Consider the following 16,706-nt stretch of genomic DNA (forward strand, 5'->3'; position numbering starts at 1 on the left):
GGGTAGTACATGTGCTGCCTGACTCCGCCCCGCAGACCGTCCGGGAGGCCGCTGCGGGGCGGAGTCAGGCGAGGCTGAGGGAGACGTCCTCGCGGCTACGTGGGGGCCGACTGCCCGATCCGGAACGCCACCTTTGCGGCGGGGGCCAGGCCCGTGCGTGCGGCGGCGGCCCCGCCGGACGGGGCTCAGACCTGGATGAGACTGAAGTCGAAGAAGTTGTCCCCGGTGAGGGCTGTCACCCCGCCGGGGTCGGTGCACGAGCCGGTGAAACCGGTCGGCGCGAAGCTGCTGTCGTAATTGTTGAGGGGTGCGACGGTGCTGGTCGCGTTGGTGATGCCGGTCTCGTGGTTGGAGATGTCGCCGGAGTCCGAGGTGCCCTTTCCGCCGCCCTGGAAGGAGACTGTGGTGGTGCCGACGTTCCTGTTGGAGGCGTCGTACCAGGTGAAGGTCGCGTTGCCGTTGAAGGAATCAGTGGCGCCACAGGAGAGCGTTCCGGAGCCCACCGCGACGACGGTGCCGTGGTCGACGTTCGGATAGGTCCCGGACATGCTTTCGCAGTTGATGAGGTTGCCGGTGAGGGTGTAGCTGTTGGCGGCGGGGGTGTCGGTCACCCCCTTCGCGAATGTCAGCGCGGCGTCCTTCGCCTCGCAGGTGAGGTTGTCGACCAGTGACGTCGCGTGCGCGGTACCTGCGCCCGCCGCGCACAGTGCGGCCAGCAGACCGCTGGCCATGCTCGTGGCCATGAGGCTTCTCATCATCGGATGTTGCTCCTTCTGCTGAGTTCGGTTGTGCGATCCGGCCGCGTCCGGTCTCGGCGAGACTCGGAGGACCAACTTGCGCTTCCGGCCGCCCGGTTGTCGGGATGATCGGGGTACGGTGACCGCCGGTAACGCCCTCCAGTGGTGTTCCGCGGGTGGAAGACCTGCGCTGGGAGGCCGGCTCTGGCGCGGTGGTTCCAGAGGCGGAGTGGTGCTGTTGCCCGGTTCAGGACTGCGGTGCAGTTCGGCCTTGACGGCCGCGGCGACACCGATCCCCTGACTCAGGGAAGTTGCGCGACTACAAAAAGTCCGCATGCGTCCTATATGCCATGCCTCCGCTCCCGCCGCCACGCCGGCGGGGCCTTTGGGGTCGACCGGTCCTGCATTCCAGCGGTAAAGGCAGCGCGACCGTCACCGTGTCACGGCTGGCGGGTGGGGAGCTCCGCCCGTTGGTCGAGCCATTGGAACGACCCACCCGAACGAGGTAGTTCGCATCGAAAGCGTAGCGGTGCCATGGGAGTTGGCACACGATGAAGCCATGAGACTCCATGGTCCCCTCGGTTCCCGCCCCGGCGGGTTCCTTGCGTCGTCGCCGATGTCGGCCTCGGGTGGTGGGCCCGCTTTCGGGCGCGCTCGCCGGCGGGCCCTGCTGTGCGTGCCCGCCGCACTGTGCTGCGTCCTGGGTGTGACCGCTGCCCCCGCTCAGGCCGAGGTCGGCAGGGCCGGGCCCCGGGCGGCGGTCGATCAGCCCCACGGCCAACAGGCGTACCTCCAGGCCGGAAAGTACTCGTTCACCGTGCCGGAGGGCGTCAGCACCATGACCCTCTACGCGCTCGGCTCCGGCGGTGGTGGAGCGGCCGGGGGCGGAGGCGGCGGTGGGGGCGGCGGTGGCGGTGGCGGGAACTGGACCTTCCTGGGCCAGGCCACGGGCGGCGGCGGGGGCGGCGGAGCGGGTGGCGGAGGGGGAGGAGGTGGCGGTGGCGGTGGCGCGGGGGTGTTCGTGACCTGCGCCGTGTCGGTCACTCCCGGAACGGTCCTCTCGGTCACGGTCGGCAAGGGCGGCCCGCCGAGGAGGAATAACTCCCAGGGCGGTACCGGCGGTGCCGGAGGCCGGGAGGGTGCCACCGCGCGGCCCGCCAAGCCCGGTGCCGCGGGCACCCCGGGCAGTGGGGCCAGCCTCTTCAACCCGGACGGAAGCTACACCTACGTCCGCGCGAACGACCGCTCCGTCGAGCTCCTCTTCGGCGGCGGCCACAGCGGGTTCCCCGGCGAGCCGGCCGGTGCGGGGCGGGGTGGCCGGGGCGGGGAGGCGTCCACCGGCTCGCTCGGCGGCGCGGGCGGAGGCGGCGGGACCGGAGCCGCGGGTGGTCCGGGCGGCCGGGGTGGGAGCGGCGCCGCGTTCAGGGCGTCCCCGAAGACCTGTGGCAGGAACACGGTCTCGGTCAGCGTGGCCCCGGGCGGTTCCGGGGGCTCCGGCCAGGCCGGCGCGGCCAGCGGCGACGCCGCCCCCGGCGGACACGGCGCCAACGCGTTTCCCCCCGGCATTCCGGGTAGCGGCGGCAACGGCTCCCGTGGTGGCCAGGGCGGCACCGCCGGCGGTGCGGGCGGTATCCCGACGGTCGCCCTGCCGCCCGGCGCCACCCTGCCGCCCGGTGCCGGGCGGGGCGGTACCGGCAGCGACGGCACCGACGGCGGCGCCGGAGGCTCGGGCGGCCACGGTGGCGAGAACCCGCCCGGTGAGGACGACGTCCCCGGCGCCGGCGGGACCGGAGCCCGGAACCCGTCCGACGCGGCCGGCGGCAGCGACGGCTACATCCTCATCGCCTGGTAGTGCCCGCTGCCCCGCGCGGCGGTGTTCCGATCGGGGTTGCCCACCTCGCACCGGCGCCGGTGCGAGGACATGAACTTGTGCTCACCCCGGCGCCGTGAACGGCCTTTCCAGGTGGCGTCGCGCGCAGGGGTTGGCCCGTGCGGTGCGCCCGGTCGAGTGCCTGGGCCGGTTGGCTCAAGGCTTCGAACTGACCCGCGGATGGGGCGGAAGGGCCGGAGAGGCCGCCTCCGCCTTCTGGTGGAAGCGGCCTCTCCGGTCTGTGGAATCATGGTCGGGAAGGTGTAAACCCGCAAATTCCTCGGCGTCTTGACGGTCCGTCAGGTCGTCAGACGGCCGGAAGGCGCGGGGTGCGCGGCGGCTCCGTGCGGCGGTGCCCGGTCGACTCGAAGGCGGCGGCGAGCCGGAGCAGGCTGTTGTCGTCGTAGGAGCGGCCCGCGAAGGTCAGCCCGACGGGCACGCCGGTGTCCGCCATGGTGCCCATGGGCACGGTGACCGTCGGGATGCCGAGGTGGCGGGGGGCGAGGTTGCCGTTGGCGACCCAGACGCCGTTGCGCCAGCCGAGGTCGGCGGAGGCCTCGTTCACGTCCATGTCCGCGGGGCCGACGTCGGCGACGGTGGGGAAGACCACGGCGTGCAGGCCGAGTTCGTCCATCCACGTCTCCAGGTCGATCCGGCGGGTCTCCTCCAGGCCGCGCAGGCCTTCCTCGAGGTGCGGCATGTCGGTGATCGACGCGTAGGGGTTGTCGCGCACCAGCCGCGGGTAGTCGGCGATCCCGTCGTCGAAGCCGGCGTAGCGGTCCGGCAGTTCGCCGGGGTGCTTGGGCCAGATGAGCGCGCCGTCGACGTCGGCGAGCGTCGCCAGCGAGGGGTCCCCGTTGGCGCGCAGGAAGTCGTCCCAGGCCCAGGCGGAGAGGTCGAGGATCTCGTGGGTGAGGAAGTCGCGGCTGACCAGGCCTCGGGTGAGGAGCGACGGCGCGCCGGGGCGGTCCGACTCGTAGTTGGTCACCACGGGGAAGTCGACCTCGACGACCTCGGCGCCGGCGGCCTCCAGGTCGCGGCGGGCGGCCTGCCACAGGGCGATCACCGAGGCGCGGGTGTCGATCGGCTGCCCGGTCTGGCCGCCGATGCCGCCGTCGGGGTTGGTGCCGGCGTCGGGGTCGGCGTTGATGTACATCCGGGGGACGCCGACGCGCCGCCCGGCGAGCGTCGCGCGCGCCGCTGCCGCGTCCGCGGGGGCCAGCGCCGGGTAGGAGGCCGGACGGACCTGGGACGGCGCGGGCAGCGGGATCCAGGGCTGGGCGCGCCACAGGTCGCCGCGGGTGTCCGGGTCGTCGGCGACGATGACGTCGAGCAGTTCGAGCAGGTCGGCCATGGTGCGGGTGTGGGGGACGACGACGTCCATGGTCGGGACGAGCGGCCAGTTGCCGCGCACCGAGATCACGCCGCGGCTGGGCGTGTAGGCGCACAGCGCGTTGTTGGAGGCGGGGGCCCGGCCCGAGGACCAGGTCTCCTCACCGAGGCCGAAGGCGCCGAACGAGGCGGCCGTGGCGGTGCCGGAGCCGTTGGAGGAGCCGGAGCCGTAGGCGCTGGTCAGCCAGTCGGCGCTGTACGGGCTCTCCGCGCGGCCGTACACGCCGCGCTGCATGCCGCCGTTGGCCATCGGCGGCATGTTGGTCAGGCCGATGAGCACGGCCCCGCCGGCGCGCAGGCGCTCGATGGCGAAGGCGTCGCGCTGGGCCACGAGGCGCTCGAAGGCCGGTGAGCCGGCGGCGGCGGTGAGGCCCTCGGCGAGGTAGCTGTCCTTGGCGGTGTAGGGGATGCCGTCGAGGGGGCCGAGGGTCTCGCCGCGGGCGCGGCGGGCGTCGGAGGCCTCGGCCTCGGCGCGGGCGCGGGGGTTCGTCACGACCATCGCGTTGAGCGCGGTGGCGGTGCCGGGCCGGTCGTAGGCGTCGATCCGGGCGAGATAGGCGTCGAGCAGCCCGACCGCGGTGGTCTCGCCCTTCTCCAACGCCGCGCGCAGGTCGGCGATACCGGTCTCGACGACGTCGAATGCGCGTGTCATGCGGGTGCCTCCAGGGTTTTCGGTTGAACGGTCCGAGGTGTCGGGCCTCGAAGGTGCGGCGCTGGGCCGCTGGTGGGACGTGACCCCGCCCGGGGGGTGGGATGCAGCTTCGCACGCGTCGGCCGAGCGGTGCCGCCCGGGCCGACGCCGGCTACAGGACGGCGGGGGCGAGTTCGGCGGTGTGCGGGTGCTCCTGGTCGGTGTCGGTCATGCGGCGGTCGGGGCGGCGGGCCAGCAGGTAGGCGAGGCCGGCGAGGGTGACGGTGCCGACGCCGAGCGGCGCCGCCCAGATCTGGTACCAGGGTGCTCCGGCCGGGGCGAGGATGGTGCGCGGCCAGCAGATGTTGACCAGTTCGAAGCCGGTCCACAGCACCGCGAGGACGTTGAGCGGGGTGCCGAGGCGTCCGTAGCCGACCGCTCCGGCGGGCGTCCAGGTGCCGCGCAGGCGGGCGACGAGGGCGACGAGGGCGAGGATGAAGAACGGCACGAAGATGGCGGCGCTGCCGAAGGTGATCAGGCTGCCGATGGCCGAGGTGTTCAGGCCGAGCACCAGCGCGGCGCAGCTGACCGCCGTGGCGGCGACGAGGCCGCCGATCGGCGCCTTGTGCCGGTTGACCTTGCGGACGTGGCGGGAGAAGGGGAAGACGTCGTCGCGGGCGAGGGAGTAGAGGCCGCGGGCGGCGCCGCCCTGGGAGGCCATCAGGCAGGCCGTGAAGCTGATCAGGACGACGAGGACGAAGGGCTTCTCGGCCCAGCCGCCGAAGGCGTGGGTGACGGCGGTGGTGACCGGGTCGAGGTCCTTGACCGCGACGACGTCGGCGGGGTCGGGGTGGGCGAGTTCGACGGAGACCGCGTTGAGGATGACGACGAGTCCGACGCTGAGCAGCGACCACCACATCGCCCTGGGGACCTGTCGGGCGGCGTCCTTGGTCTCCTCGGCGGCCGACACGCAGGCGTCGAAGCCCATGAAGGCCCAGCCGGCAACGGCCACGGCGGCGAGCAGGGCACCGGTGTCGCTGATGCCCAGCCCCTTCGGCGCGTTCAGGAAGTCGGTGAGCAGGGAGAGGCCGTGCTGCCGGAAGACCAGCAGCAGGGTGAGGCCGACCAGGACGGAGGCGACGGCTTCGGCGGCGATGCCCAGGCCGACGAACCAGCGCAGGAAGTTGATGCCGTAGGCGTTGACCAGGGTGCAGCAGAGGATGAAGCCGGCCGAGACGAGGACCTGTTCGGCGGGCGTCGGGACGGTGCCGAAGAGCGCGAAGAGCCAGGGCGAGGCGAGGTAGGCGACGGTGGTGTTGCCGAACATCACGGCGAACTGCCACATCCAGCCGCTCAGCCAGGCGACGGCCGGTCTGGCCAGGCGTCTGCTCCACTGGTAGGCGCCGCCGGCCAGCGGCCACTGCGAGGCGAGCTCGGAGTAGACGGCGACGACCAGGCACTGCCCGAGCAGGCACAGCGGCAGCGCCCAGACCCAGGCCCCGCCCGCGACGCTCATGCCGACCTGCACGGCGGCGTACAGCCCCACGACCGGGGAGACGACGGCGAAGCCCATGGAGATGTTTCCGAGCACGGTCAGGCTGCGCCGCAGCTCCTGCTGGTAGCCGAGCGTGGCCAGCCGGTCGGCATCGGTCGGGGTGGTCTCGGCCACGGGCTGCGCCTTCCAGATAAAACTAACTTTGTTAGCAACCGCTGTTGATCTGGCACGATAGCCTCCGGACACGGGGAGCGGAAGAGGGGATTTTTCTGTGGGCCGACCGAGCAGGGCAGTGCTGACCCGCGAGCGGATCGCGCTCGCCGCGCTCCAGGTGGTGGACGAGGACGGCCCCGACGGCCTGACCATGCGGGCGCTGGCGGAGCGGCTCGGGGTCAAGGCGGCCTCGCTCTACAACCACATCCAGAGCAAGGACGAGCTGGTCGACGCGGTCTCCGGGCTGGTCAACGACGAGATCGACCACACACCGCTGGGCGATCCCGACTGGCGGGCCGGCCTCGCGGCGTACGCGCGCGGCTACCGCGCGGTCTTCCTGAGGCACCCGAACGCCATCGCCCTGCTCGCCCGCCGCCGCGTCGAAGCAGCCAGCGCGCTGCGCGGCTACAACGGGCTGCTCGCCCTCCTCGGCCGGGCCGGCCTCGGCCCCGCGGACGCGGCGGAGGTCGCCGCGGCGGTGGACTACCTGGTACTCGGCTCCGCGGTGGAGACCTTCGCGGCCGGATTCACCCGGGCACCGGCCGAGTACCGGCCGGAGTACCCGGCGCTCGCGGACGCCCTGGACAGCTCCTTCGCCCGCGGCGGCGGCGCGACGGGCCTCGACGACCGCGGGTTCGAGCTGGGGCTCGGTCTGCTGCTCGACGGCGTGGAGCGGCGGACCCCGTAGGGCCGGGGCGGCTCGTCGCTTCCCCGGGACGGGACTGAGGCTCCTGGTTCCCGACACCAGCGTGAGGGCACCGGCCCCGAGCGCCCCGCAACCGGACGGGCGGGACGCCGGCGGAGCCGTCGGACTGGCCTGCCCGTGCGGCAGGTGCTGTCTCGTGTCAGCCCCTGGGGTGCCGCTGCCGCTGCGAACTGTCCGTCGCCATTGGGAGGTTGCGCAGTGTCAGCGCGGCCGGCGGAGGCAGCGGTCCGCTGGCCGCGTCGGCGCGGAACGACTGGAGCAGGTAGGCCACCAGGCGCCGGGACGCCGCACCGTCGTCCGGCAGGGCGGTCACCAGGGCGCAGTGTGCCAGCAGGACCACGGTGAGGTCGGAGGGGTGGAAATCGGCCCGCAGCGAGCCCGAGGCCTGGGTTCTGCGGACCAGGGTCGTGAGGTCCCGCTCGGCCCGTCGCCGGGACTGCGCGTGCTCCGGCGTGCTGTCCGGGAAGGCCGTGACGAACGCGGCCGGGAAGCCGCGTTCCTCCCGTTGCAGGGCGCAGACCGTCTCGACCAGCTGCTGGAAGCCCTGCCACGGGTCGGGGGCGGCCAGCGCCTCGGTGAGCGCCCGCGAGCAGGTCTCCATCTGCTGCGCGAACGCGCCCCGCACCAGGGCGTCCCGGGTCGGGAAGTGCCGGTACAGCGTGGCCACGCCGACCCCGGCCCGACGGGCCACGGTCGCCATCGGGGCGTCGATCCCGTGCTCCGCGAAGACCGCACGGGCGGCGACGAGGACGCGCTCCCGGTTGCGCCGGGCGTCTGCCCGCACCCCGTCCCGGGCTGTGATCCGAGAGGATTCCGCCATCACTGTCTCTCGCTTCCGGTCGAAACGGACGATTGCGTCCACTTGAGAGCCTACGGTCGCTGCCAGATCCCTACGGCCCCCGGCGGCAAAGGCGGAACGATGAACGACCACATGATGAAGGCAGTGCTCTACGACCGCTACGGCGGCCCCGACGTGCTCTACACGGGTCGCGTGCCGCGCCCCGAGCCGGCCCGCGGCGAGGTCCTCGTGAAGGTGCGCGCGTTCAGCGTCAACGGCGGCGAACTGGCCGTCCGCTCCGGCCGTCTCCGCCTCCTGAGCGGCCGGACGTTCCCCAAGCGCGTCGGCCTGGACTTCACCGGCGAGGTCGCCGCACCGGGAGCCGGAGTCACCCGGTTGGCGGCCGGCGACCGCGTCTGGGGAGTCCTGGGCCGCACCTCCGGGTTCGGCAGCGCCGCCGAGTACGTCACCGTGCCCGCCGAGCGGGTCGGCCGGCTCCCCGACGGCCTCGACCCGGTGCACGCCGCCGCGCTGCCGGTGGCCACCGCCGTCATCACCGCCCTGCGGGACAAGGCCGGGCTGCGCCCCGGCGAACGACTCCTCGTCCGGGGCGCGGCGGGCGGTGTCGGCAACGCCGCCGTCCAGCTCGGACGGGCGTACGGCGCCGAGGTCACGGCCCTCGCCCGCGCGGCGAGCCTCGACTTCGTCCGCGGACTCGGCGCGCACCGGGCCGTCGACCACCGGACCGTGCGGCCGGCCGAGTTGGGCCGCTTCGACGTGGTCCTGGACGCCGTGGGGACCGACCTGCGGGCCTTCCGGCGCCTGCTGACCCCCGGCGGGCGCATGGTCGCCCTCGCCTTCGACCCGAAACGGCCCGCCGCGACGTTCGGCTACGTCGTGGCCAGCACGGTCCACGGACACCGCCGGGTCCGCTTCTTCAGCGGCGACCCCAAGCGGGCGGACTTCGACGACCTCGCCCGCCACGTGGCCGAGGGCAAGCTGCGCCCCGCGGTGGACACGGTCTTCCCCCTGGAGGAGACAGCGGCGGCGCACCGGGCGCTGGAGGCGGGCGGCGTCCGGGGCAAGTACGTGGTCAGGGTCGCGTAGGAGCCGGTGGAGGCGCTGGTCGCAGTCACCCGTACGGGTTCGTGCGGCCCCGTCTGAGCAACGGTTTCATCCGGCTGACCAGGGGTTGTAGGACCAGGATGCCCACGTTCGGCGCAATTGCGGGTTGGGGCCGGTTGGCGGCGTCGGGCTGCGCCTCGTTCTTGATCGCGGCAGTGTCGGAGGCCCGGGGTTGTCGTCGCGCGTGGCGGTCCGCCGCGGGTCGTCATCGCCCCGTTCGCCGCCGTCGCCGGCCGCCTACGGCCGACTGTTCTCCCTCAAGTCGAAAGGCCCAGCATGACGCAGAGCACCGCCCAGGCTCCCGCTTCCACGGGTCCCCGGGGGCCCGACAGCCTGCCCGGACGACGCGGCGCCGATCCGGCGCCGGCCATCGAGGCGGCTGGCGCCGTATGACGGGCCAAGGAGATGCCGAGGACCAGGACCCCACCGTCACCGACCCTGACCTCTACCGCATCGTCTTCGAGAACGCGCGCGTCCGGGTGCTCGAGTACCGCGACACCCCGGGGGTCAAGACCGGGCTCCACTACCACCCCGACAGCGTCATGGTCGTCCTGAGCACCTTCCGACGCCGCATGACCGAGGGCGACACCGTGGTCGAGGTCGAACGGAAACGGGCACCTGAGGCGAACTGGCTGCCGGCCCGGACCCACGTCGGCGAGAACATCGGGACGACGGACACCCACATCATCTTCGTCGAACTCAAATGACCGGCTGCCTGGTGGGTGCCGCGTTCGCGCGAGCCTTGAAGAAGCCGATCAGTTCGCGGCTCAGTAGTTCCGGCTGTTCCTCCGACAGGAAGTGGCCGGCGTCGGGGATCCCGACGAACCGGATGTCGGTCGCGAGGCCTTCGTTCGAGGCGCGGGACAGCGGCCGTCGGCCCGTGACCGCGGCGCCGCGGGACCGGTTGCTGCGTCTTGCCGGTGCGGGGGGTCGGACGGCCGAGCCAGGGTGCCGCGGCAGAAGATGATCTGACGTGCATTCAGGTCCATGGGGTGAGCAGCCGGATGCTTCCTCGATGACCGGCGGCGACCTGAAATTCCGTAATAAGTTGATTGCTGCTTCATGGGTGATCTGCGGCATACGGTCGTGTCAGCGCGGCCAAACCGCCTCCGCACGCACCCGCGAAGGAGCGCCACCCTGAACGCCCACGACGACGCCGACGGACCCCACCGCCCGCAACCCGGCCCCGAGCGGGAGCCCGGGCCGGTTCCGGCACCGCAGCCCTCCGCGGGCAAGCCGGCCGCCGGACCTCCGCCACCGCTCCCGCAGCCCTGGCAGCCCGAGCAGCCCCCGGCGCCGCCGCGCGACCACACCGCGGAGGGACGGCGACCGGCCCCTCACGCGCCGACGCGTACAGCCCCCAAGCCCAGGGGATCCCGCCTGCGTGCCGGGCTCGCCGCCGGCCCGCCGCCCGGGCCCGCACGCCCGGAGTTCTGGCGCAGCCCCTTGCGCGGCCCCTGGCTCACCTCGGTGTTCGGCCTGGTGCTGCTGCCCGGGATCACGGTGGTGTTCGTGACCGGGCTGCTGTCCTACGCCGCCTACAACCCCGACCTCGCCGCGGTCAACGACCAGACCCCGGACAAGGGCTGGCTCGGCTTCTACCTCTTCTCATGGCCGACCAGCCCCAGCTGGCTGTACCGGTTGAACCAGGGGATCCACGTGACCCTCGGCATCGTGCTGGTCCCGGTGCTGCTGGCCAAGCTCTGGTCGGTCATCCCCAAGCTCTTCGCCTGGCCCCCGCTCCGCTCGCCGGCCCAGGCGGTCGAGCGCCTGTCGCTGCTGCTCCTGGTCGGCGGCGCGCTGTTCGAGTTCGCCACCGGCATCCTCAACATCCAGCTGCACTACATCTTTCCCGGCTCCTTCTACACCCTGCACTACTACGGTGCCTGGGTCTTCATCGGCGCCTTCGTCGTCCACGTGGTGTTCCGCGTCCCGGTCATGGTCCGGGCGCTGCGCAGCCGGCGCCTGTGCACCGAACTGCGCACCGGTGCCGCCGACACGCTGCCCGAGCCGCCCGACGACACCGGTCTGGTCTCCCCGCGCCCCGCGCCCGCGACCCTCTCCCGGCGTGGAGCCCTCGCGCTGGTCGGTGCGGGCTCCCTCGCGCTGTTCGCGGTGACGGTCGGTCAGAGCATCGGCGGATGGTGGCGCAGGACCGCGCTGCTCGCCCCGCACGGCCAGGAGCCCGGCGACGGCCCGAGCGATTTCCAGATCAACAAGACCGCCGCCGCCGTCGGTATCCGCCCCGCCGACATCGGCCCCGACTGGCGGCTGACCGTCCGCGGCCCCGGCCGGGAAACCGTCCTCACCCTGGATGAGCTGAGGAGCCTGCCGCAGACCACCGCGGCCCTGCCCATCGCCTGCGTCGAGGGATGGTCCACGCCCGACCAGGACTGGACCGGCGTCCGGCTGACCGAGCTGGCCGCGCTCGTCGGCCTGACCGACAGCCCACCGGACGTCTTCGTGGAATCCGTCGAACGCGGCGGGTCCTTCTCCTCCACCGTCCTGCGCGACAACCAGGTCCGCGACGTCCGCTCCCTGCTGGCCCTGCGCGTCAACGGAGCCGACCTCTCGCCCGACCACGGCTACCCGGCCCGGATCATCGTTCCCGCCAACCCCGGTGTCCACAACACCAAATGGGTCACCCGCCTCACCTTCGGAGCCACCGGATGAAGCGCCGCAGCGGCCTCCGCGAGCGCTACGGCGCATCCCCCCTGCACGTGCTCCTCCTCCTGTGTTCCTTCGCCCTGGCCCTGTACGCCGGGATCCGCCTCCTCAAGGGCGATCCGCTCGGCGTCGTGATCTGGTTCGTCGGGGCCGCGCTGCTCCACGACCTGGTCCTGCTGCCGCTCTACACGCTCACCGACCGGGCCGCCCAGGCCCTGACGGGTGTCCGCCAGGCTCCCGCGGGCGGTACGCACCGGATGCCGGCGGTCAACTACGTCCGCGTCCCCGCCTTCCTCTCGCTGCTGCTGCTGGTCGTCTGGTACCCGCTCGTCCTGCGTCGCGTCCCCGGGTACCGCTCCGCCACCGGCCTGGACCCGGACGTCTTCCTCGGGCGCTGGCTGCTGCTGACCGCGGCGTTCTTCGCCGTCTCGGCGCTCTGCCTGCTCGCCGCGACGGCCCGGCGGGGACGGTCGCACAAGCCCCGCCGCGAGCCGGCGGCGCGGGGACGTTCGTGATCCGTAAGGCATGGTGCCCCGGTTCCGGCCCGGTCCGTTCCTAGAGTTGGCCGGGAGGCTGTTCCCGAGAAGAGAGGTGGACCGGGATGACGGTCGACCAGGACGTCCCGCCGAGCGCCGAGGTGGGCGTCATCGGTGGCTCCGGGCTCTACGAGCTGCTGGACGACGTGGCCGAGGTACGGGTGGACACCCCGTACGGCGAACCGAGCGACGCGGTGTTCGTGGGAGAGGCGGCCGGCCGCCGGGTCGCGTTCCTACCCCGGCACGGGCGCGGCCACCGGCTTCCCCCGCACCGGATCAACTACCGCGCCAACCTGTGGGCGCTGCACACGCTGGGTGTGCGGCAGGTGGTCGCACCGTGCGCGGTGGGCGGGCTGCGCCCGGAGTACGGGCCGGGCACGCTGCTGGTGCCCGACCAGTTCGTGGACCGGACCTCGGGGCGCCCGCAGACCTTCTACGACGGCCTGCCGCTGCCGGACGGCACGGTGCCGGAGGTGGTGCACGTGTCCATGGCCGACCCGTACTGCCCGGCGGGGCGGAAGGCGGCACTGGACGCCGCCCGGGAGGCGGCCTGGGAGCCCGTCGACGGCGGAACGCTGGTGGTGATCGAGGGCCCGCGCTTCTCCACCCGCGCCGAGTCCCGCTGGTTCACCGCCAACGGCTGGTCGGTGGTCGGCATGACGGGACACCCGGAGGCCGTCCTCGCCCGTGAACTCGGGCTCTGCTACGCCTCGCTGGCCCTGGTCACGGATCTCGACGCCGGGGTGGAGAGCGGCGCGGGCGTCACCCACGGCGAGGTGCTGAAGGAGTTCGCCCGCAACGTCGACCGGCTGCGCACCGTGCTGTTCAAGGCGGTGGAACGGCTGCCGCTGGTGCGCGAGTGCCCCTGCCCGCACGCCCTGGACGGTCTCACAACCGGTCTTCCAGGGGTCCCCGGCGTCTGACGCCCCATCCCGGCGAGGGAACGCCGGGGCCGCGAGACTTCATCACCGGGAGGTTGGGCAGGATGATCGACCGTACCGTTCCGTCCTGCGCGCTCGCGCTCGCGGCCCTGGTCAGCGCTCTGGCGCTGACCGTCACCGACGGCGGCTCCGTGCCGCTCGCCGTCTGGTACCTCCTCGACACGGCCCTGTTCGCGGTCGCGGTGGTGCTGGTGCGCAGGGTGCCCGGTCGGCTGGTCGCGCCGCTGGTCCTGGCCGGCGCCGTGGCCGTCGCCGCAGTCGGGCTGCTGGCCCCACCCCGCACCAGTGACGACGCCTACCGCTACGTCTGGGACGGCCGGGTCCAGGCGGCCGGGATCTCGCCCTACGCCCACACCCCGGACGATCCGGCGCTGGCCCGGTTGCGTGACCCGGGGCTCTTCCCGGTCGGTGACGGCTGCACGGGCTGGGACGAGCGGCGCACCACGGCCGGGGACTGCACCCGGATCAACCGGCCGGCCGTGCACACCATCTATCCGCCGGTGGCACAGGTCTGGTTCGTCGTCGTGCACCCGTTCGGCGGCGGGGTCCGCGGGGTGCAGGCCGGCAGTGCGGTGCTGGCGGTGGCGACGACCGCCCTGCTGCTGAGGGTGGGGCGGGAGCGGTGGCGGGCCGCGTTGTGGGGGTGGTTCCCCGGCGTGGCCGTGTGGGCGGTCAACGACGCGCACGTGGACACGCTCGGAGCCCTGCTGACGGTCGCCGGGCTCGGCTGCGCGGCGCGCGGGAGGGCCGTGCGAGGCGGGCTCCTCCTGGGCGGCGCGGTCGCGACCAAGCTGCTGCCGGCCCTCGTCCTCCCCGGCGCGCTGGCGGGCCTGTCCGCACGGCGCCCTTCCCGGAAGGACGTCCTGCTGGTCGGATCCGCGCTCGGCGCCTTCGCCCTGTCCTACCTCCCGTACGTCGTGGCCTCGGGCGCCTCGGTCCTCGGCTACCTGCCGGGCTACCTGAAGGAGGAGGGCTACGAGCAGGGCCACATCGACCGGTTCGGGCTGCTGAGGCTGGTGCTGTCCGACCGCCTCGCACCGTGGGCGGCGGCGTTCGTCCTGGCGGCCGTGGTGGTCCGGGTCCTCCGCCGGGGCGACCGGAGCCGGCCGTGGGCCGGCGCGCTCCTGGTGACGGGCACGGCGCTGCTGTTGGTCGCGCCCTCCTACCCCTGGTACGGGCTCCTGGTGGTCGCGCTGGTGGCGCTCGACGGCCGCTGGGAGTGGCTGGCCGTCCCGGCCGCCGGGCAGGCGCTCTACCTGGTGCAGGGCCCGGTGGCGCAGCAGTTCGCCTACGGCACGGCCCTGTGCGTCGTCCTCCTGGTCCCGCTGCTGCGCCGGCGCCGTACGGGGCGGGTCGCCGCCGTGGCGGGGGCCGGGAACTGACGGAGTCTGACGGGGTCTGACGGGGTCTGACGGAGCGGCGCGGGTCGGATCGTGAGTGCGGGTGAACCGGTCGAAGGGCGTAGGGCGAGAGAGGTCGGCCGACGGGTGGTGATGGCGGGCACTCTCAGCGGGCGGGCGCGGTGCGGCGGCGCAGGGTGAGGAAGCGTCGGCCGTGGGAGGTCCAGCGTTCCGCTTCGACGAGCCCGGCGCCGTAGGCCCGTCGTACGGCGGCCCTGGCGCCGAGGCGTGCCCAGGCGAAGGGCGGGCCTAGCCGGCCGTCCGGGCCCTCGACCCGGACGGTGACGCGTTCGTCGACCTCGCGCGGCTCGACCTCCACCAGCAACAGCCCGTCCGGCGCGATGAGTTCGGCCGCACGCCGCAGCAGGGCCTCCGGGTTCCCGCCGATGCCGAGGTTGCCGTCCGCGAGCAGGGCCGCACCCCAGCGGCCCTCGGCGGGGAGCCGGTCGAACACCGACCGGCAGAGGGCCGCGCCGCCGAGGCCCAGGGTGCGGGCGACGGCCGCCGGGGTGACGTCGACGCCGAGGGCCGGGACGCCCACGGCGAGGAGCGCGGCGACCAGTCGGCCGGGTCCGCAGCCGAGGTCCACGACCGGCGCGGACAGGTGGAAGCAGCGCATCAGGAGGCTGTGGTCGCCGCCGGCGGCCGGGGCGCACCAGCGTTCGATGTCGAGCGGGATCCGGCGTCCGTCGTCGCCGCGCAGCCACAGCGGACCGCGTCCGGTGCGGACGGCGTCGGCGAACGGGTCGTCGATCCATGCCGTCGAGGTGCCGGTCAACCCGCCACCTCGGGGACGGTGCGGAACGAGCGCAGGCGGGCGGCGAACCGGCTCCGCGGCGCCTGGGAGGCGACCAGCAGGGCGTCCTCGACGGTGTCCACGTCGGTGGCTTCCGGCAGGGTGCGCACCGTCAGGCCGGCCGCCCCGAGCCGGTCGAGGAGCACCCGCCCCGTGTCCGGGGTCGACATCGGCACCCCCAGGAGGAGCCGGCGGGCGAGGTCCTCGGTGGGCCGGGCCAGGCCGAGGGCCCAGAAGCCGCCGTCGGTCGCGGGCCCGTACCAGGCGTCGGCCCCGGCCCGGCCCGCCGGGGAGAGCGGCTCGGCCAGGGTGGCCGCGCTGAGCTGCGGGGTGTCCATGCCGACCAGCAGCGCGGGCGCGTGCGGGGCCAGCCGGGCCGCGTGGCCGAAGGCCGCCGCCAGCCGGGCGTCCAGTCCGCCGCCGCTCTGCGGAAGCACCTGCCACCCGGGCGGCAGCCAGCGGCCCGGTTCGCCGTCCAGGACCAGCAGGCGCCGCCCGGCCGGCACGGTGGCCAGGGTGTGCAGGGTGTCGGAGAGCGCGGCCTCGGCCAGCGCCGCCGCCTGCTGGGGCGTGCAGGCCGGGGTGAGCCGGGTCTTCACCCGGCCGGGTACGGGCGACTTGGCGATGACCAGCAGGGTGGGCGGCGGGGCGGCGAGCACGGCCCGCATGTCCCGGATCGCCTGTCGGGTGCCGCGCACCGTGCCGGTGACCTTCGAACGGCCCGCGCGCGGCAGGTAGTCGACGGAGGTCTCGGTGATCCGCATGCCGGCGGCCGAGGCGGCGAGCACCATCTCCAGCGGGTATCCGGAGCGGCGGTCGCCCAGGCCGAGCGCCAGCAGGCGTTCCCGTCGGGCGGCCCGCATCGGGCCCAGGTCGTGCAGCGGGGCGCCGGTGCGGGCCCGCAGCCGGCGGGCCAGCACGGTGTTGGCGAGCCGTGCGTGCAGGGGCCAGGCGCCCGTGCTCACCGGCCGGCGGCGGCCGAGGACGAGGTCCGCCGTGCCGTCGGTCACCGGAGCGGTGACCCGGGGCAGTTGGGCGGGGTCGAGCGAGCCGTCGCAGTCCAGGAAGCAGACCAGCTCGGCGGTGGCGGCGAGGAGCCCGGCGTGGCAGGCGGCGCCGAACCCGCGCCGGGACTCCTCGACCACGGTCGCTCCGAGCGATCGGGCGAGTTCGGCCGAGCCGTCCCGCGAACCGTTGTCCACGACGATGGCCCGCCAGCCGGGCGGGATGCGCCCGAGCACCCAGGGCAGCGCCTCGGCCTCGTCGAGGCAGGGCAGGACGACATCGACACCGGACGAACGAGGGGTAGCGGAGGTCACGTCGGCCACGCTAAGGGCGTGTCGGCCCGGGACGGTGGTGCCGCAGCCTTACGGAAGCCGAACGTCGCGCCGACGGCCCACCGGTGAGCCGTCGGGGGCC

The 16,706-nt window shown here is 73.9% G+C and carries 15 protein-coding genes and 1 pseudogene; 8 read left to right on the top strand and 8 right to left on the bottom strand.

Translation table 11 applies throughout. The features are described 5' to 3' along the window. Window positions 1-185: 185 nt before the first annotated feature. Complete coding sequence (locus ACFRQN_RS26235; RefSeq protein ID WP_380742540.1) at window positions 186-758, bottom strand: hypothetical protein; 573 nt, start codon at window positions 756-758, stop codon at window positions 186-188. A gap of 685 nt (window positions 759-1,443) precedes the next feature. On the opposite strand from ACFRQN_RS26235, the gene ACFRQN_RS26240 reads away from it, so the two are divergent. Continuing rightward, on the top strand, window positions 1,444-2,589 hold the full coding sequence (locus ACFRQN_RS26240; RefSeq protein WP_380742543.1) for a hypothetical protein: 1,146 nt from the start codon (window positions 1,444-1,446) through the stop codon (window positions 2,587-2,589). A gap of 325 nt (window positions 2,590-2,914) precedes the next feature. On the opposite strand, the gene ACFRQN_RS26245 is transcribed toward ACFRQN_RS26240, so the two are convergent. Both ACFRQN_RS26245 and ACFRQN_RS26250 read right to left on the bottom strand, forming a co-directional pair. Then, window positions 2,915-4,651 (bottom strand): amidase, encoded by a 1,737-nt coding sequence (locus ACFRQN_RS26245; protein WP_380742545.1) that lies wholly within the window; start codon window positions 4,649-4,651, stop codon window positions 2,915-2,917. A 151-nt stretch (window positions 4,652-4,802) separates the two neighbouring features. Then, the gene (locus tag ACFRQN_RS26250; RefSeq protein ID WP_380742547.1) at window positions 4,803-6,299 is read right to left on the bottom strand and encodes an APC family permease; all 1,497 of its coding nucleotides are present in this window, start codon (window positions 6,297-6,299) and stop codon (window positions 4,803-4,805) included. Window positions 6,300-6,396: 97 nt separating this feature from the next. Here ACFRQN_RS26250 and ACFRQN_RS26255 point away from each other — a divergent pair, with 97 nt between their 5' ends. After that, entirely contained in the window at window positions 6,397-7,026 is a 630-nt protein-coding gene (locus tag ACFRQN_RS26255; protein ID WP_074003363.1) for a TetR/AcrR family transcriptional regulator, read from the top strand. 157 nt (window positions 7,027-7,183) lie between these two features. Here ACFRQN_RS26255 and ACFRQN_RS26260 read toward each other — a convergent pair whose 3' ends face one another. Further along, window positions 7,184-7,864 (bottom strand): TetR/AcrR family transcriptional regulator, encoded by a 681-nt coding sequence (locus ACFRQN_RS26260; RefSeq protein WP_380742549.1) that lies wholly within the window; start codon window positions 7,862-7,864, stop codon window positions 7,184-7,186. Between the two features lie 99 nt (window positions 7,865-7,963). Between ACFRQN_RS26260 and ACFRQN_RS26265 the strand changes: the two genes are divergently transcribed. Together ACFRQN_RS26265 and ACFRQN_RS26270 are read left to right on the top strand one after the other, a co-directional pair. Continuing rightward, the gene (locus ACFRQN_RS26265; RefSeq protein WP_380742551.1) at window positions 7,964-8,929 is read left to right on the top strand and encodes an NAD(P)-dependent alcohol dehydrogenase; all 966 of its coding nucleotides are present in this window, start codon (window positions 7,964-7,966) and stop codon (window positions 8,927-8,929) included. Window positions 8,930-9,336: 407 nt separating this feature from the next. After that, window positions 9,337-9,654: a cytoplasmic protein gene (locus ACFRQN_RS26270; RefSeq protein WP_074003360.1), complete on the top strand. Its 318-nt coding sequence runs from the start codon at window positions 9,337-9,339 to the stop codon at window positions 9,652-9,654. On the opposite strand, the gene ACFRQN_RS26275 is transcribed toward ACFRQN_RS26270, so the two are convergent. Beyond that, on the bottom strand, window positions 9,647-10,027 hold the full coding sequence (locus ACFRQN_RS26275; RefSeq protein WP_380742553.1) for an alpha/beta fold hydrolase: 381 nt from the start codon (window positions 10,025-10,027) through the stop codon (window positions 9,647-9,649). The genes ACFRQN_RS26270 and ACFRQN_RS26275 overlap by 8 nt on opposite strands. A gap of 300 nt (window positions 10,028-10,327) precedes the next feature. On the opposite strand from ACFRQN_RS26275, the gene ACFRQN_RS26280 reads away from it, so the two are divergent. From ACFRQN_RS26280 to ACFRQN_RS26295, 4 genes are all read left to right on the top strand, one after another. Beyond that, window positions 10,328-11,620: a molybdopterin-dependent oxidoreductase gene (locus ACFRQN_RS26280; protein ID WP_380742577.1), complete on the top strand. Its 1,293-nt coding sequence runs from the start codon at window positions 10,328-10,330 to the stop codon at window positions 11,618-11,620. Next, window positions 11,617-12,129, top strand: coding sequence for a hypothetical protein (locus tag ACFRQN_RS26285; protein ID WP_380742555.1), 513 nt, complete (start codon window positions 11,617-11,619; stop codon window positions 12,127-12,129). Before ACFRQN_RS26280 ends, ACFRQN_RS26285 begins: the two co-directional genes overlap by 4 nt. 86 nt (window positions 12,130-12,215) lie before the next feature. After that, a complete protein-coding gene (locus ACFRQN_RS26290; protein ID WP_380742557.1) occupies window positions 12,216-13,073 on the top strand; it encodes an S-methyl-5'-thioadenosine phosphorylase in 858 nt (285 codons plus the stop codon). Window positions 13,074-13,135: 62 nt separating this feature from the next. Continuing rightward, complete coding sequence (locus ACFRQN_RS26295; protein ID WP_380742559.1) at window positions 13,136-14,473, top strand: glycosyltransferase 87 family protein; 1,338 nt, start codon at window positions 13,136-13,138, stop codon at window positions 14,471-14,473. 124 nt (window positions 14,474-14,597) lie between these two features. Here ACFRQN_RS26295 and ACFRQN_RS26300 read toward each other — a convergent pair whose 3' ends face one another. The 3 genes and pseudogenes from ACFRQN_RS26300 to ACFRQN_RS26310 form a co-directional block, all read right to left on the bottom strand. Further along, the gene (locus ACFRQN_RS26300) at window positions 14,598-15,269 is read right to left on the bottom strand and encodes a methyltransferase domain-containing protein (protein WP_380742561.1); all 672 of its coding nucleotides are present in this window, start codon (window positions 15,267-15,269) and stop codon (window positions 14,598-14,600) included. Beyond that, a complete protein-coding gene (locus tag ACFRQN_RS26305; RefSeq protein ID WP_380742579.1) occupies window positions 15,266-15,946 on the bottom strand; it encodes a DUF2064 domain-containing protein in 681 nt (226 codons plus the stop codon). The genes ACFRQN_RS26300 and ACFRQN_RS26305 overlap by 4 nt, the downstream gene beginning before the upstream one ends. Then, window positions 15,923-16,615 (bottom strand): annotated as a pseudogene (locus ACFRQN_RS26310) (glycosyltransferase family 2 protein); the annotation flags it as partial. The pseudogene ACFRQN_RS26310 and the gene ACFRQN_RS26305, both read right to left, overlap by 24 nt. Between the last annotated feature and the right edge of the window lie 91 nt (window positions 16,616-16,706).

Origin of the sequence: Kitasatospora sp. NPDC056800 (assembly GCF_042789775.1) — a bacterium.
Lineage (GTDB): Bacteria > Actinomycetota > Actinomycetes > Streptomycetales > Streptomycetaceae > Kitasatospora.